Source organism: Streptomyces sp. NBC_00663 (assembly GCF_036226885.1).
Classification (GTDB): domain Bacteria; phylum Actinomycetota; class Actinomycetes; order Streptomycetales; family Streptomycetaceae; genus Streptomyces.
In genome coordinates, this window is sequence record NZ_CP109027.1 from 2,677,532 (window position 1) to 2,692,858 (window position 15,327).

The window sequence follows — 15,327 nt, forward strand, 5'->3', positions numbered from 1 at the left end:
ACTCGCGGGGTACCAGGGCCGCACGGGGGTTCCGTACGACGCTCCTTGCGGTGTTGCCTGCTCAGCAACTGTCTGTCTGCTCGACGTACTGGCGCAACGCCTTTACGTCGAGCGCTCCCGGGGCGCGAAGCGCCCGCATGAACGCCCGGCGGCGTACCGCCTGGTCGAGACAGACCAGGGCGGGGTGCACATAGGCGCCCCGGCCGGGCAGCGTACCGCTTGGATCGGGGACGCATGCGTCCTTGATCGCCACGGTACGCAGCAGATCGGTCTTGGCCGCTCGCTGCCTGCACCCCACACAGGTGCGTTCAGGGCATGCGCGGGCGTGCGTCCGGCCAGACACTGCTAAGTCTACCTCCCCGTACCGACCTCACCCCTTTGGGGCAGGAATCGAACGGTTGTTGTCGTGATCTAAGCCAAGCTCGGCTTGGATCTATTCCCCGGCTTATTCCCCGGGCTGCTCGGTGTCGGGCCGGATGTCGATGCGCCAGCCGGTCAGACGGGCCGCGAGGCGGGCGTTCTGCCCTTCCTTGCCGATCGCCAGGGACAGCTGGTAGTCCGGCACGGTCACGCGCGCGGAGCGGGCCGCGAGGTCCACGACCTCCACCTTGGAGACACGGGCCGGGGAGAGCGCGTTCGCCACCATCTCGGCCGGGTCGTCCGACCAGTCGACGATGTCGATCTTCTCGCCGTTCAGCTCGCCCATGACGTTGCGCACCCGGCCGCCCATGGGGCCGATGCAGGCGCCCTTGGCGTTCAGTCCGGAACGGGTGGACCGCACCGCGATCTTCGTACGGTGACCGGCCTCACGCGCGATGGCGGCGATCTCCACCGAACCGTCGGCGATCTCCGGCACCTCAAGGGCGAACAGCTTCTTCACCAGATTGGGATGCGTGCGCGAGAGGGTGACGGACGGACCGCGCACGCCCTTCGCCACCCGGACGACGTACGACCGCAGCCGCATGCCGTGCTGGTAGCTCTCACCGGGCACCTGCTCCTGCACCGGCAGCATGGCCTCCATCTTGCCGATGTCCACGAGCACGTTCTTCGGGTCGCGGCCCTGCTGCACCACACCGGTGACGATGTCGCCCTCACGCCCGGCGTACTCGCCGAGCGTCGCGTCGTCCTCGGCGTCGCGCAGCCGCTGCAAGATGACCTGCTTGGCGGTGGTGGCGGCGATACGGCCGAAGTCCGACGGGGTGTCGTCGAACTCGCGGGGCTCCTGGCCCTCTTCGAGCTCCTCGGGGTCTTCCTTCGCCCACACGACCACATGGCCGGATTCCCGGTCGAGGCGCACGCGCGCGTGGCGGTGGCTTCCCTCGGTGCGGTGGTAGGCGATGAGGAGGGCCGACTCGATCGCCTCGACCAACAGGTCGAAGGAGATCTCCTTCTCCCGTACCAAGCCCCGCAGGGCACTCATGTCGATGTCCACGGCTACGCCTCCTCTTCCTTCTTGTCCTTGCGGTTGAACTCGACCTGGACGCGCGCCTTGTCGATCTCGGCGAAGCCGAGCCTGCGGCCGGTGGCCTTGCGGCCCTTCACTCCGGGCACCTCGACGTCCAGGCCGTCGTCGTCGACCGTGAGGATCCGGGCCACCAGTTCCCCGCCCTCGGCCAGTTGGAACTTCACCAGCCGGCCGACGGCACGGGTGTAGTGCCGGTGCTCGATGAGGAGGCGCTCCGCGCCCGGGGTGCCGACCTCGAGGGTGTACTCGCCCTCGCCCATCGCGTCCGTCTCGTCGAGCTTCGCCGAGAGCGCGCGGCTCACATCGGCGATGGCGTCCAGATCGGCGCCCTGGTCGGAGTCGACGACGACACGAAGTACACGCTTTCGTCCGACGGAGTCCACTTCGATCTCTTCGAGATCCAGTCCCTGAGAGGTGACGAGCGGTTCCAGGAGCTCTCGCAGCCTCTCGCTCTGGGTGGTGCTCATCCGGGTGACTCCTCGGCCGCGTGTGCTGTTGTGGGAAGGTCGCGTGTCTGGTCAAAGGGTATCCGGTCCGAAGGACTGTTGCCGTCCATCGTGCGCCCCGCGGGGCCCGCGGACGGTGCCGATGAGTGGTTGCGGACCGGCGCGCGGGTACCGTGATCACCGGCGGGGCCGCCCTTCCCGCCCGTGTGTTCGTACGAGCCCCCGAGGACGTCTGCCGTGCCGTACCCCCCGCCGCCGCGCACCCCCTCGGGGCCGCGCAGAAGAACCCTCCTCGCCTCGGCCGCCGGAGCCGCCCTGCTGGTGGGCTGCTCCTCCGGATCCGGTGACTCCGACTCCGAGGAGAGCACCGGAGGCAGCCCCTCGGTCGCCGAGCGGGCACGCACGCGTGCGGCGCGGGACAGCAGGGGGATCGTCGAGCGGTACGACGCCGTCCTCGCCGCCCATCCGACGCTCACGGACCGCCTGGCACCGCTGCGGGCGGAGGCCGTACGGCATGTGGAGGCGTTCGGCGGAACCGGGACGGCGGGCGCGGCAGCGTCTCCCACGGTGTCCGCGTCGGCGAGCGGTTCGGCGGCGCCGTCGCCGGCCGTCGCCGTGCCGGTGAACGAGAAGGACGCCCTGGTCGAGCTCGCCACCGCGGAGCGGGTGCTCGCGGACGCGCGGGCGAAGGCGCTGGGCGACATGCCGGGCGAGCTGGCCCGGCTGCTGGCCTCGGTGGCCGCGGCCGGGGCGGCGCACGCGTATCTGCTGACGGAGGGGGCCAAGTGAGCGACGAGACCAAGAAGCGGGCACTGACCGCGCTCCAGGCGGCCCTGGCGGCCGAGCACGCCGCCGTGTACGGCTACGGCGTCGTCGGCGGCCGGATCCGCGAGGGCCGGCGCACCGAGGCCCGGTCCGCCTACGACGCCCATCGCGCCCGGCGTGACGTGCTGGTGCGGGAGGTGCGGGACCTGGGCGGGACGCCGGTCGCGGCGGCGGCCGGGTACGCGCTGCCGTTCCCGGTGCCGGACTCGGAGGCGGCCGTACGGCTGGCCGCCGAACTGGAGGACCGGGTCGCCGGGGTGTATTCCGACCTTGTGCGGGCAGCCGTGGGCGAGCGGCGCATGCTGGCCACGGAGGCGCTGCGGGAGGCGGCGGTGCGGGCGGTGCGCTGGCGCGGGGAGAGCGTAGCCTTCCCTGGTCTCGCCGAGCGGGCGGCGACGGTCACGGCCTCGGCTTCAGCCACGACCACGGCCGCGCCGACTCCTACGGCGTAACGCGTACGGGAAGGGAAGAACTCGGGTATGGCTTTCGAACCGCCGCAGCGTCTGGTGAGGGCGCTCGGTGAGACGGCACCTGACGGTGACGACTGGTTGGAGAAGCTGCCCGAGGCGGCTCAACAGGCCGTCGCGCTACGCGAGTTGAGCGTGGAGCGGGTGCAGGTGCCGGGCGGTCGCAGCAGCCTGGTGGTCCTGGTCCGGCGCGCCGACGGCACGCCCGCCGTGCTGAAGCTGGCCCCGCCGCGGTTCCGGCCGGAGGCGGAGCGGACGGCGCTGGCGCACTGGGACGGGCTGGGTGCCGTACAGCTGCTGGAGCCCTTCGCGGGGGAGGGCGTGCTGCTGCTGGAGCGGTTGCATCCCGATGTGTCGGTGCGCTCGTTGCCCGAGGCGAAGGCGTTGCTGGAGGCGGCCGGTACCCTGCGGCGGCTCTGGGTCGAACCGCCTGCCGGGCACGCGTTCGAGACGGTGGCCGAGCGGACGGGGCGGCAGGCGGAGGCGATGCGGGCGACCGCGTCGGGCTTGGCCGAGGTCGGTCCGCTGGTCGACGCGGCTCTTGCCGCTCGTGCGGAGTTGCTGGCCTCGCCGCCTGAGGAGCGGTTGCTGCACGGGACGTTTCGGCAGAGCAAGGTGCTGGCCGGGGAGCGGATGCCGTGGCTGGCGGTGGGACCGGATCCGGTGGTGGGTGAGTGCGCGTTCGATCTCGCGCGGTTGGTGCGGGATCGGGTGGAGGATCTGATCGCCTCGCCGTCGGGGGCTTCGATCACCCGGCGGCGGGTCAAGCGGCTCGCGGAGTCGTTGGATGTGGATCAGGAGCGGTTGCGGAGGTGGACGCTGTTCCGGGCGGTGGAGTCCGGGGTGCGGGCGCGGCGGGTCGGGCGGGCTCGGGATGCTGAGTTGTTGCTGGAATTCGCTGGGTGGCTTTAGGGGTTGTGGGCCTGGTGCGGGTGGGTGGGGGCTCGTCGCGCCCGCGCGGCGGAGCCGCACATCGATACGGCCCCGCGCCCCTAGGGACGCCGGGCAGCCCTTAGTTTCAGAGCCAGCGCCGGGCAGTCTGTGGCTGCTCTGCGGGCCCGTTTGAGGGTGCGGGTGGGGAGTGGTTTGTCGTCCACCAGGGGGTAGCCCCACTCGTCCAAGGTGATGTGTTCCGGCAGGAGTTCCGCGCACAGGCCGTGCGCCTTGCAACTCGTCCAGTCGACCTCGATGTGCTGGTCCATGTCAGTGGTCCTCCGTGCAGAAGCCCCTTGCGTGGGCGTCGAGTTCGAGGGCGAAGGTCGTCAGGGCACTGCGGGCCAGGCGGACGGTCCCGTCGGGGTGATGGCAGGCACCTCGGCCCTCGGCCAGGCCCGCCCAACGCGCGAGGTCGGTGCGGGTGGTGCCCTGGGGGCCCGGGGTGGCGAGGGCCGTGAAGGCGGCCGAGATGCGGGGCAGGCCGTTGCGGCAGGGGCCGCACTGGCCGGCCGACTGCGCCGCGAGGTAGCGCAGGATTCCGGCCGTCTCCCGCAAGCCGCAGCGGTCGGCCGGGAGTCCGATCAGGATGCCGGCGCCCATGGTCGTCGCGTCCAGCGTCCGGGACACCGCTTCCGTCGCCGGGATCCAGGTGCCGTGATAGCCGCCGAGCAGCACCGCTGAGATGCCGTTCAAGGGCAGGAGCCGGTGCAAGGGGGTGCCGAACGGGGCTTCCGCCACATGGGGTTCGCCTCCCGGGGGGTGGATCGTGCAGAGCGCGCTGCCGGGCTGGGCCGCGGTGCCCGCCGTGCGGAACCAGTCGGCGCCGAAGCGGGCGATCAGGGCCAGGTGGGCGAGGGTCTCCACGTTCTGGACGAGGGTCGGGGCACGGTGGACGCCCTGTTCGCGGATCGGGCGGTTCGTGTACGTCGGGAGCGCGGCGCCCCCGCCGACGTACCGGGCGAGCGCCGAGGACTGGCCGGAGAGGAAGCGCTTGGGGAGGCGTACGACCTTGACGGGGACGGGGTCGCGGCGGTGGGTCAGGGCCGATTCGAGGTCGCCGGCGCCTTCCTCGACGGCGAGGTGGGCCTCCCGCGCGCCCGTCGCCGCGGCGGCCACCTGGATGCCGTCCAGGACGAGGTGGGGCGACCGGCGCAGCAGGGTCTTGTCCTTGCGGCTGGCGGGTTCGCCCTCGGCGCCGTTGGCGATGACGACCGGGGTACGTCCGGTGCGGCGGCCTGCGGTGGCGACCGAGAGGAGCTTGCGGTGGACGGGGAAAGCGGCGCCGCCCCGGCCGGTGAGGCCCGATGCGGCGACCAGACGGAGGAGGTCGTCCGCGGCGGCCGGCGGGAGGGGGCCGTAGCGGTCCTCGTGCGTCCGCAGGTCCGCCGGGGCGCCGCCGGGGGCCAGCAGGCGCGGGGACATGTGGAGGTCGGGGAAGGTCGCGGTCACGGATGGGCTCCTTCACGAGTGCGGATGCGGGTGCCTGCGGCGGCCAGGACCGTGGCTGCGCAGACGATCGTCAGCCATGTCATCCAGTCGGTGCCGGTGTCCGTGCCGATTCCTGCGCCGTGGATCAGGGCGAACGGCCAGGAGGCGTACGCCAGCCAGTGCGTGGCGCGCCAGGCGCGGTGGCCCATGCGGTGGCGGAGGAGGCTGGTGAGGACGACCGCCAGCATGAGGTCGAAGGCGACGGTGCCCAGGCCCAGCCACAGCGGTTGGTAGTCGGAGACGAAGGGGACCAGGACGTCCACGAACGTGATGTTGACGTAGCTGTCGACGATCGCCGTGGTGATGTGCAGGGCCAGGAAGGCGGTGGCCGAGAGGGAGAGGGTGCGGTGGAGACGGATGGTGCCGAAGCGGGGGAGGCCGGGGAGGCGGGTGCGTAGTCGGACGGCTATGCCGAGCAGGACGACGACGGTGAAGAGGATGAGGCAGACGGCACCTGTGGCTCGGTTGGCGTACCAGAGGGTTTCGGAGGTCATGCGGCTGCCGGCCGGTGGGAGCTGGTCGCGCAGTTCCCCGCGCCCCTTGGGTTCGTCGGCCAGCCCGGGGTTGTGATGACCAGGCCCTCTTGGCTTACCAGGCGGGCCGGTAGGGCCATCCTCGTCAGCCAGCGCTCCGCCCCCGCGCCCTTCACCAACGCGGCTGTGCTCGCCGCGTTCGCTTCGGCGCAGCTGCCTGCTGCCACGGAGACCGTGCGCCACGGGGTGCGGACCGGGAGGCCGGTGCGGGGGTCGACTATGTGGTGGAGGTTCTGGTCGCCGCGGCGCCAGCGGCGGGCGGAGGTGCCGGAGGTGGCGAGGCCGCCGCCGTGCAGGCCCACACAGTCGTACGAGCCGTGGGCGGGCGTCTCGTCGACCGGGCCCGTGATGTCCTGGACGCGGATCTGCCAGCCGCCCGCCGGGGGTTCGCCCGCCACGGCCGTGTCGCCGCCGAGGGCCACGAGGACACCGCAGCCCGCCGCTTCGGCCAGCAGGGTCGCGGCCCGGTCGGCGGCCCACGCCTTGGCCGTGGCGCCCAGGTCGAGGCGGACGCCGGGCGGCACGGTGACCGTGCCGGTCGCGCGGTCGAGGTGGACGGTGCGCCAGCCCGGGGTGCGCTGGACGGTGAGGCGGACCGGGCGGTCGTCCTCCTGGACGAGGGTGAAGTCGCGGTCGTAGCCGAGGGCGTCCATCGCCGAGCCGACCGTCGGGTCCACGGCGCCGTCGGTCGCCTCGGCCGCGTGCAGGGCGACCGACAGGGCCTCCGCGAGAAGCGGGCTGACCTGGACGGGGCGGCCCGCCGTGGTGTCGAGGGCGGCGAGTTCCGAGTCCTGGCGGAAGCGGGAGCAGGCCGCGTCGACCTCGGCGAGGTGGCGGGCGAGGAGCAGGTTGCAGGAGTCCAGCAGGGCCGGGTCGGTGACGACGAGGCGGACACCGGTGCCGAGGGCACGCCAGTCGGCGGCGGCCGTGGTGCGTTGCGTGGGGCGGTGCTTGAGGGAGACGGCCATCACGACGCCCCCGAGGTGGAGTCGGCGGAGCCGCTGCCGGAGGTGAGGCCGGAGGAGGACGAGGAGGAGGAAGTCCCGTTGTCCGTAGAGGAGTTGGCCGAGGTGTCCGACGACGAGGTGGACGAGTCCGCGGAACTGCTGGAGCTGCTGGAGCTGGAGCTGGAGTTCGTGCCGCTGCTCGCCGTGGTGTTCGCGTCCGCCTGCATCGTGCCGACCAGGGCGAAGACCCCGGCCGCCGCGGCGAGCGTGACGGCGGCGGCGAGGGAGGCCGTCCGCCGGGCGCCCCTGCGGACCGCGGCGGCGGCACCTCGTTCCGTGGTTCTCATGACCGTTCCCCTCCGTAGTGACGTTCTGTCACGTCCTACGGTCGGGGAACGGCCTGAGAGAAGTCTGTGAGTCCCCTTTAGGGTCCCAGAGACGTTTCTGAGGAGTTTCTTTACGCGGGTTACGCGGGTTACGCGCTGAGGCGGGCGATCGCCTCGTCCACCGTCAGCTCCTCGCGCTCACCGGTCTTGCGGTCCTTCAGCTCCAGGACGCCCTCGGCCGAGCGGCGGCCCGCGACGAGGATCTTCGGTACGCCGATGAGCTCGGCGTCCGTGAACTTCACGCCCGGGGAGACGCCGGCGCGGTCGTCGACCAGGACGCGCAGACCCGCGGCGCGCAGCTTCTCGGAGACCTCCAGGGCCAGCTCGGTCTGGAGGGCCTTGCCCGCGGCGACCACATGGACGTCGGCCGGGGCGACCTCGGCCGGCCAGCACAGGCCCTGCTCGTCGGCGGTCTGCTCGGCGAGGGCGGCGACGGCGCGGGAGACGCCGATGCCGTAGGAGCCCATGGTCACGCGGACCGGCTTGCCGTGCTGGCCGAGGACGTCGAGCTTGAGGGCGTCGGCGTACTTGCGGCCCAGCTGGAAGATGTGGCCGATCTCGATGGCGCGGTCCAGCTTGAGGCCGGTGCCGCAGTTCGGGCACGGGTCGCCCTCCTGCACGACCACGACGTCGACGTACTCGCCGACCTCGAAGTCACGGCCCGCGACGACGTTCTTGGCGTGCGTGTCGGGCTTGTTGGCGCCGGTGATCCAGGCGGTGCCGGGGGCCACGCGCGGGTCGGCGATGTACTTGACCTTCTCCCCCAGGCCCTGCGGGCCGACATAGCCGCGGACCAGGTCCGGGCGGCCCGCGAAGTCCGCCTCGGTGACCATCTCGACGACGGCCGGGGCGAAGTGCGCCTCGACCTTGTCCATGTCGACCTCACGGTCGCCCGGGACGCCGACGGCGACGATCTCGCCGTCGACCTTCACGAGGAGGTTCTTGAGGGTGTCGGAGGCCTGGACGCCGAGGGAGGCGGCGAGGGTCTCGATGGTGGGGGTGTCGGGGGTGGGGATGTCCTCGGCGGCGGGGACGGCGGAGGCGTCCCGCTCCTTCAGCTCGTACGTGATCGCCTCGGTGTTGGCCGCGAAGTCGCAGTTGGGGCAGTCGGCGAAGGTGTCCTCGCCGGCGCCGGCCGGGGCGAGGAACTCCTCGGACTTCGAGCCGCCCATCGCGCCCGCGGTCGCGGCGCAGATGCGGTAGTCGAGGCCGAGGCGCTCGAAGACGCGCTGGTAGGCCTCGCGGTGCAGGGCGTAGGACTGGGCCAGGCCCTCGTCCTCGGTGTCGAAGGAGTAGGAGTCCTTCATCAGGAACTCGCGGCCGCGCAGGACGCCGGCGCGGGGGCGGGCCTCGTCGCGGTACTTGTTCTGGATCTGGTAGAGGATGACCGGCAGATCCTTGTAGGAGGACGCCTGGTCCTTCACCAGCAGGGTGAAGATCTCCTCGTGGGTCGGGCCGAGGAGGTAGTCGCCGCCCTTGCGGTCCTGGAGGCGGAACAACTCGGGGCCGTACTCCTGCCAGCGGCCCGTCGCCTCGTAGGGCTCGCGCGGCAGGATGGCGGGGAGCAGCACCTCCTGGGCGCCGATCGCGTCCATCTCCTCACGGACGATGCGCTCGACGTTGGCCAGCACCTTCTTGCCGAGGGGCAGCCAGGACCAGATGCCGGCCGCGGTGCGACGGACGTAGCCGGCGCGGACGAGGAGCTTGTGGCTGAGGACCTCGGCGTCCGCCGGGTCGTCGCGCAGCGTCTTCGCCATCAACTGGGACATGCGCTGGACCGGTGCGTTGGCCATGGTTCTCGTACTCCTGCCGGGAAAGGGTGGTGGCTGGGGGTGCCTGACGCATTCCCGTCGTCCGCCCGCAGGGCGGGCCTGGCGGCGTCTGGTGCGTGCGATCGCAAGGCGCCGGAGCGCCCGCGTGGCGGAGCCACGTGGGCGTTTCGGCAACGCGGCGAGCGCGCGTGCCAGACGCCGCCAGGCAGGCGGGAATGCGTCAGGCACCCCCAGGGAGGTTAGCCGGGCGGCCGGTTGTGGCGGAAATCGGTTAACGGTGGCGCAACGGCAGGGGGGCGCCCATCACGGCGTACGGCTTCGGGGCGCTCGGGAAGAGGACCTGGCGGGCCAGGTCCTGGTAGCCGAGGGAGTGGTAGAGGCCGCGGGCCGGGCTGTCCGTGTCGATCGCGGAGAGGATCGAGCGGGGTTCGGTGGCGCCGTCGGTGATCGTGGTGATCAGGGAGCGGCCGACTCCGCGGTTCTGGTAGTGCGGGTGGACGTGCAGCTCCGTGATCACGAAGGAGTCGTCCAGCCAGGCCTCGTGTCCCTGGGCGCGGAGGTACGGTTCCACGACCGTGGACCACCAGTGGGCGCGGTCGTTGGGCATGCCGTAGACGAAGCCGACGAGACGGTCCGCGACGGTGGCGCCGAGCGCCCTCGCGCCGGGGTACGTCATATGGCGCAGGACGATCTGGCGGCGTACGGCGACCTCGTCCGCGCCGAGTCCGAAGGCGATGGCCTGGACGGCGAGGGCCTCGTCGACGCGGGCGGAGAGGTCCAGGGGGCCGATCAGGAGGTCGTCGTCGGGGTGGCGGCGGTGTCCGTGACCGGGGAATCGCATGTGGGGAGCGTACAGGGCGCTTCGCTGGATGACGCGGGGTCCGGCGGCTGTCCTACGGCTGCGGGTTGTGGGGGCTGATCGCGCAGTTCCCCGCGCCCCTGAGGGCGCTGCCCTGAAGGGCGTGCGGACCTCAAGACCTTCAGAACAGGACGCTCATGAACGCGCCGACCTCTTCGAAGCCCACGCGTCGGTACGTGCGCCGCGCCGCCGTGTTGAAGTCGTTGACGTAGAGGCTGACCACGGGGGCGACGTCCGCGAGGGCGTAGCGCAGGACCGCCGACATGCCGGGGGCCGCGTAGCCCTGGCCGCGGTACTCGGGGGCCACCCAGACTCCCTGGATCTGGCAGGCGCGGTCGGTCGCGGCGCCGATCTCCGCCTTGAAGACGACCTTGCCGTCCGCGTCGAGGCGGGCGAACGAGCGGCCGGCGCCCACGAGTTCGGCGACCCGGGCCTGGTAGAGGAGGCCACCGTCGCCGGCCAGCGGGGAGACGCCCACCTCCTCGGTGAACATCGCCACGCACGCCGGCATGATCGTCTCCATCTCGTCCTTGCGGATGCGGCGGACGTAGGGATCCGGGGCGATGTCGGTGGACAGCCGGTCGGTGACCATCAGGGGCTGATGGGAGCGGATCTCGCGGGCGGGGCCCCAGCTGGGTTCGAGGAGACGCCACAGCTCCGAGGTGGCTTCGACGGGGCCGACGATGGAGGAGCAGCGCCGACCCGCCCGGCGGGCCCGGTCGGCGAAGGCGCGCACGGCTCTCGGGGTGGCGCAGATGGGGACGAGGTTGGCGCCGGCGTAGCAGAGGGAGGTCAGCAGGCCGTCCTCGTACCAGCCCCACATCTCGCCGCCGAGCCGCCAGGGGTCGAGGCCGGCGACCTTTACGCGGGACGTCACGAAGGCGTTCACGACCGGCTCGCGGTCGAGGACGGCGAGCGCGGCGTCCAGGTCGCTCGGTTCGAGGACCCGGGAGGTCGTCTGGGTCAACACGGGCGGGGCCTCACACTGGGGACTGCGCTGATCTCCGCACTGTACCTGCGGAAGCTGAGCAGCGTCGCCCTGTGTTGAGGCCGCTTGTGATGAGGCGCCTGGCGTTTCGGTGCCCTCGCCTATGAGCTCGGGTGGCCATCGCTCGTTCGCGACTGCGGGTGCGTGGGGGCTTGTCGCGCGGTTCCCCGCGCCCCTTGAGGGCGGCCCGCGGCCTCCTCAAGGGGCAAAGACCTCAGCCCGCCACTGCCACCGACGGCTCGCCCGAGGCCACGCCGTCCGCCTCCATCTGTTCGGCCAGCTTCATGGCCTCCTCGATGAGGGTCTCGACGATCTTGGACTCGGGGACCGTCTTGATGACCTCGCCCTTGACGAAGATCTGGCCCTTGCCGTTGCCGGAGGCGACGCCGAGGTCTGCCTCGCGGGCCTCGCCGGGGCCGTTCACCACGCAGCCCATGACGGCGACGCGGAGGGGGACCTCCATGCCGGTGAGGCCGGCCGTGACCTCTTCGGCCAGCTTGTAGACGTCGACCTGGGCGCGGCCGCAGGACGGGCAGGAGACGATCTCCAGGCCGCGCTGCTTGAGGTTGAGGGACTCCAGGATCTGGTTGCCGACCTTGACCTCCTCCACGGGGGGCGCGCTCAGCGACACGCGGATCGTGTCGCCGATGCCCTGGGAGAGGAGGGCGCCGAAGGCCACCGCGCTCTTGATCGTGCCCTGGAACGCCGGGCCCGCCTCGGTGACGCCGAGGTGGAGGGGGTAGTCGCACTGGGCGGCGAGCTGCTTGTACGCCTCGATCATGACGACCGGGTCGTTGTGCTTGACCGAGATCTTGATGTCCCGGAAGTCGTGCTCCTCGAAGAGCGACGCCTCCCAGAGGGCGGACTCGACGAGGGCTTCGGGGGTCGCCTTGCCGTACTTCTGGAGCAGGCGGCGGTCGAGAGAGCCCGCGTTGACGCCGATGCGGATCGGGGTGCCGTGGTCGCGCGCGGCCTTCGCGATCTCCTTGACCTTGTCGTCGAACTGCTTGATGTTGCCGGGGTTCACGCGGACCGCGGCGCAGCCGGCCTCGATGGCGGCGAAGACGTACTTCGGCTGGAAGTGGATGTCCGCGATGACGGGGATCTGGGACTTCTTGGCGATCGTCGACAGGGCGTCCGCGTCGTCCTGGGTCGGGCACGCCACGCGCACGATCTGGCAGCCGGACGCCGTCAGCTCGGCGATCTGCTGGAGGGTCGCGCCGATGTCGGACGTACGGGTCGTGGTCATCGACTGGACGGAGACCGGGGCGTCGCCGCCGACCGCGACGGTGCCGACCTGGATCTGCCGGCTCTGGCGGCGCTCGGCAACCCTGGTCGGAACGGACGGCATGCCGAGAGAAATCGCAGTCATCTGCTGTGCAACCCCAAGTCGTGGATCAAGGTCCGGCGCCAACGGAACAGTGGGCTCCAGGCTTCGAGATTACGGCACGGGCCCAGGCTCGGGCACATCCGTCCCGCGGACCCACCCGAACGATGACGGCCCGGCACAGAGCGTGCCGGGCCGTGACCAACGCCGTGTGGCTAGGAGATTCTCACCGGGTTAACCACGTCCGCGATCAGGACCAGGATCGTGAAGCAGACAAAGATTCCCGCCACGACGTAGGCGACCGGCATCAGCTTCGCCACGTCGAACGGGCCCGGGTCGGGGCGGCGGAAGAGCCTGGCCAGGTTGCGGCGCAGGGCCTCCCACAGGGCGCCCGCGATGTGGCCGCCGTCCAGCGGCAGCAGCGGGAGCATGTTGAAGAGGAACAGGGAGAGGTTGAAGCCGGCCAGCAGCATCACGAACATCGCCAGCTGCTGCGACGCGGGGATGTCGAGGGTGGCGATCTCGCCGCCGACCCTGGCCGCGCCGACCACGCCCATCGGGGAGTCGGGTTCGCGGGGGCCGTCGCCGAAGGCCGCGTCCCACAGGGCCGGGATCTTGGAGGGCAGGGCGGCGAGGGAGTCGATCGCGTCGCCGACGCGGTCCGTCATCCAGGTCACCGACTCGCCGAAGTCCTGTTTGACGACGCCGGTGGCGGCGCTGAAGCCGAGGAAGCCGGCCTTGACGTACTCGCCCTGGACGTAGGCCCCGCTGGAGTCCTTCTTCGCCACGAGGTTGGTGGCGATCTTCGCCTGGAGGGAGACCTGCTTGCCGTCGCGGTCGACGACGATCGGGACCGTCTTGCCGGCGCTGTCGCGGATGAGGTCGGAGAGCGTGTTCCAGTCGTCCGTCTTCACCCCGGCGAAGGAGACGATCTTGTCGCCCTTCTTCATGCCGGCCGCCGCGGCGGGGGACGCCTTGTCGGTCTTCTTGCAGGTGTCGCGGTTCTCGCTCTGGGAGATCACGCACGGGGAGACCGAGGCGACGTCGGTGGTCTGCTGCTGGATGCCGAAGCCCATCAGGACCGTCAGGAACAGGCCGATCGCGAGGATCAGGTTCATGAACGGGCCCGCGAACATCACGATGACCCGCTTCCACGGCTTGCGCGTGTAGAAGAGGCGGTCCTCGTCGCCGGGCTGGAGCTCCTCGAAGGCGGCCGAGCGGGCGTCCTCGATCATGCCGCGCCACGGTGAGGTGGAGCGGGCTTCCAGGCGGCCGTCCGGGCCGGGCGGGAACATGCCGATCATGCGGATGTAGCCGCCGAACGGGATGGCCTTGAACCCGTACTCGGTGTCGCCCTTCTTCCTCGAGTAGATGGTCGGGCCGAAGCCGACCATGTACTGGGGCACGCGGATGCCGAAGAGCTTGGCCGTGGAGAGGTGGCCGAGCTCGTGCCACGCGATCGAGACGAGGAGTCCGAGCGCGAAGACCGCTATGCCGAGGATGAACATCAGGGTCGTCATGCACGGGCCTCCGCCGTCTGTGCCGCCAGTTCCCGGGCCCGGGTGCGGGCCCAGGTCTCCGCTTCGAGGACGTCCGACACGGTGAGTGAGGTTCCCGTGGCCGGCGTGCCGTGTTCCTGCACGACGCGTGTCACGGTCTCCATGATCCCGTTGAAGGGCAGTGCGCCGACCCTAAACGCCTCCACGCACTCCTCGTTGGCGGCATTGAACACCGCCGGGGCCGTGCCCGCGAGCTCCCCCACGTGCCTCGCAAGGTTGACCGAAGGAAACGCGTCGTTGTCGAGCGGGAAGAACTCCCACGTCGACGCCTTGCTCCAGTCGAAGGCGGGGGCCGCGTCGGGGACGCGCTCGGGCCAGCCGAGGCCGATGGCGATGGGCCCGCGCATGTCAGGGGGCGTCGCCTGGGCGATTGTCGATCCGTCCGTGAACTCAACCATCGAGTGGACATACGACTGGGGATGCACGACGACCTCAATGCGGTCGAAGGGAATGTCGTAGAGGAGGTGTGCCTCGATGACTTCCAGGCCCTTGTTGACGAGGGTCGCGGAGTTGATGGTGATGACCGGCCCCATGGCCCAGGTGGGGTGGGCGAGGGCGTCCTCGACGCTGACGTGCGCCAGTTCTTCCTTGGTACGGCCGCGGAACGGGCCGCCGGACGCCGTGACGACCAGTTTCCGCACGTCGGCCCGCGTCCCGGACGCCAGCGCCTGGAACAGCGCCGCGTGCTCGGAGTCGACCGGGATGATCTGCCCGGGCTCGGCGAGCGCCTTGACCAGCGGGCCGCCGACGATGAGCGACTCCTTGTTGGCGAGCGCGAGGGTGCGGCCCGCCTCCAGGGCGGCGAGGGTCGGGGCGAGGCCGATCGAGCCGGTGATGCCGTTGAGGACGGTGTGGCAGTCGGAGGCGGCGACCTGGGTGGCCGCGTCGGGGCCGGCCAGGATCTCGGGTAGCGGTTCGCCGGTGCCGTACCGGGCCTGGAGGGACTCCCGCAGCGCCGGTACGACGTCCTCGCGGGCGACCGCGACGGTCCGCACCCGGAGCCGGTGGGCCTGCTCGGCGAGCAGGGAGACCCGGCCGCCGTTGGCGGACAGCGCGGTGACCCGGAAGCGGTCCGGGTTGCGCAGCACGAGATCGATGGCCTGCGTGCCGATCGAGCCGGTGGAACCGAGGATCACCACGTCCTTGGGACCGTCACCCGCCACGGGGTCGTAGACAAGGTGGGGGTCGGCGAGGACGCGTGCATGGCGTCGCGGGGCAGACGGGGCTTCCGGCCCGCGCCCTCGAGGGGCTGGACTGTCACTCATCCCCCCATTGTTGCCGTAAGGACGGTGTGTGCGGACAGCGCGTCCCCCGAAGGGGGTTCCCCCG

17 protein-coding genes are annotated in these 15,327 nt (G+C 71.4%); 3 read left to right on the forward strand and 14 right to left on the reverse strand.

Features of this window, described 5'->3' with window-relative positions; genetic code table 11:
* Positions 1 to 61 precede the first annotated feature (61 nt).
* The 3 genes from OG866_RS11895 to rimP form a co-directional block, all read right to left on the reverse strand.
* The gene (locus OG866_RS11895) at positions 62 to 343 is read right to left on the reverse strand and encodes a YlxR family protein (protein WP_329334062.1); all 282 of its coding nucleotides are present in this window, start codon (positions 341 to 343) and stop codon (positions 62 to 64) included.
* Between the two features lie 102 nt (positions 344 to 445).
* On the reverse strand, positions 446 to 1,432 hold the full coding sequence (nusA, locus tag OG866_RS11900) for a transcription termination factor NusA (protein WP_329334064.1): 987 nt from the start codon (positions 1,430 to 1,432) through the stop codon (positions 446 to 448).
* Between the two features lie 2 nt (positions 1,433 to 1,434).
* Complete coding sequence (gene rimP / locus OG866_RS11905; protein ID WP_329334067.1) at positions 1,435 to 1,932, reverse strand: ribosome maturation factor RimP; 498 nt, start codon at positions 1,930 to 1,932, stop codon at positions 1,435 to 1,437.
* 216 nt (positions 1,933 to 2,148) lie between these two features.
* Here rimP and OG866_RS11910 point away from each other — a divergent pair, with 216 nt between their 5' ends.
* The 3 genes from OG866_RS11910 to OG866_RS11920 are packed head-to-tail and all read left to right on the forward strand — an operon-like array spanning position 2,149 to position 4,115.
* Positions 2,149 to 2,700: a hypothetical protein gene (locus OG866_RS11910; protein ID WP_329334068.1), complete on the forward strand. Its 552-nt coding sequence runs from the start codon at positions 2,149 to 2,151 to the stop codon at positions 2,698 to 2,700.
* On the forward strand, positions 2,697 to 3,188 hold the full coding sequence (locus tag OG866_RS11915) for a ferritin-like domain-containing protein (RefSeq protein ID WP_329334070.1): 492 nt from the start codon (positions 2,697 to 2,699) through the stop codon (positions 3,186 to 3,188). The genes OG866_RS11910 and OG866_RS11915 overlap by 4 nt, the downstream gene beginning before the upstream one ends.
* Before the next feature lie 27 nt (positions 3,189 to 3,215).
* Positions 3,216 to 4,115 (forward strand): aminoglycoside phosphotransferase family protein, encoded by a 900-nt coding sequence (locus OG866_RS11920; RefSeq protein WP_329334071.1) that lies wholly within the window; start codon positions 3,216 to 3,218, stop codon positions 4,113 to 4,115.
* Between the two features lie 80 nt (positions 4,116 to 4,195).
* Here the strand turns inward: OG866_RS11920 and OG866_RS11925 are convergent, their stop codons facing one another.
* The 11 genes from OG866_RS11925 to dxr all read right to left on the reverse strand — a co-directional run bounded on the left by OG866_RS11925 (position 4,196) and on the right by dxr (position 15,263).
* Positions 4,196 to 4,405: a ferredoxin gene (locus OG866_RS11925; RefSeq protein ID WP_329334073.1), complete on the reverse strand. Its 210-nt coding sequence runs from the start codon at positions 4,403 to 4,405 to the stop codon at positions 4,196 to 4,198.
* A gap of 1 nt (position 4,406) precedes the next feature.
* Complete coding sequence (locus tag OG866_RS11930) at positions 4,407 to 5,588, reverse strand: NADH-ubiquinone oxidoreductase-F iron-sulfur binding region domain-containing protein (RefSeq protein ID WP_329334075.1); 1,182 nt, start codon at positions 5,586 to 5,588, stop codon at positions 4,407 to 4,409.
* Positions 5,585 to 6,121, reverse strand: coding sequence for a ferric reductase-like transmembrane domain-containing protein (locus tag OG866_RS11935; protein WP_329334076.1), 537 nt, complete (start codon positions 6,119 to 6,121; stop codon positions 5,585 to 5,587). The genes OG866_RS11930 and OG866_RS11935 overlap by 4 nt, the downstream gene beginning before the upstream one ends.
* Positions 6,118 to 7,128, reverse strand: a complete 1,011-nt coding sequence (locus tag OG866_RS11940) for an FAD:protein FMN transferase (protein ID WP_329334078.1) — start codon at positions 7,126 to 7,128, stop codon at positions 6,118 to 6,120. The genes OG866_RS11935 and OG866_RS11940 overlap by 4 nt, the downstream gene beginning before the upstream one ends.
* A complete protein-coding gene (locus OG866_RS11945) occupies positions 7,128 to 7,454 on the reverse strand; it encodes a hypothetical protein (protein ID WP_329334080.1) in 327 nt (108 codons plus the stop codon). Before OG866_RS11945 ends, OG866_RS11940 begins: the two co-directional genes overlap by 1 nt.
* Positions 7,455 to 7,582: 128 nt before the next feature.
* Positions 7,583 to 9,286, reverse strand: a complete 1,704-nt coding sequence (locus OG866_RS11950; protein ID WP_329334082.1) for a proline--tRNA ligase — start codon at positions 9,284 to 9,286, stop codon at positions 7,583 to 7,585.
* A gap of 250 nt (positions 9,287 to 9,536) precedes the next feature.
* Positions 9,537 to 10,106 (reverse strand): GNAT family N-acetyltransferase, encoded by a 570-nt coding sequence (locus tag OG866_RS11955; protein WP_329334083.1) that lies wholly within the window; start codon positions 10,104 to 10,106, stop codon positions 9,537 to 9,539.
* Between the two features lie 139 nt (positions 10,107 to 10,245).
* Complete coding sequence (locus OG866_RS11960) at positions 10,246 to 11,094, reverse strand: GNAT family N-acetyltransferase (RefSeq protein ID WP_329334084.1); 849 nt, start codon at positions 11,092 to 11,094, stop codon at positions 10,246 to 10,248.
* A 232-nt stretch (positions 11,095 to 11,326) separates the two neighbouring features.
* The gene (ispG, locus tag OG866_RS11965) at positions 11,327 to 12,484 is read right to left on the reverse strand and encodes a flavodoxin-dependent (E)-4-hydroxy-3-methylbut-2-enyl-diphosphate synthase (RefSeq protein WP_329334085.1); all 1,158 of its coding nucleotides are present in this window, start codon (positions 12,482 to 12,484) and stop codon (positions 11,327 to 11,329) included.
* Positions 12,485 to 12,654: 170 nt separating this feature from the next.
* Positions 12,655 to 13,947 (reverse strand): M50 family metallopeptidase, encoded by a 1,293-nt coding sequence (locus OG866_RS11970; RefSeq protein ID WP_329344059.1) that lies wholly within the window; start codon positions 13,945 to 13,947, stop codon positions 12,655 to 12,657.
* 8 nt (positions 13,948 to 13,955) lie between these two features.
* Positions 13,956 to 15,263, reverse strand: a complete 1,308-nt coding sequence (gene dxr, locus OG866_RS11975; RefSeq protein ID WP_443063519.1) for a 1-deoxy-D-xylulose-5-phosphate reductoisomerase — start codon at positions 15,261 to 15,263, stop codon at positions 13,956 to 13,958.
* Positions 15,264 to 15,327 lie beyond the last annotated feature (64 nt).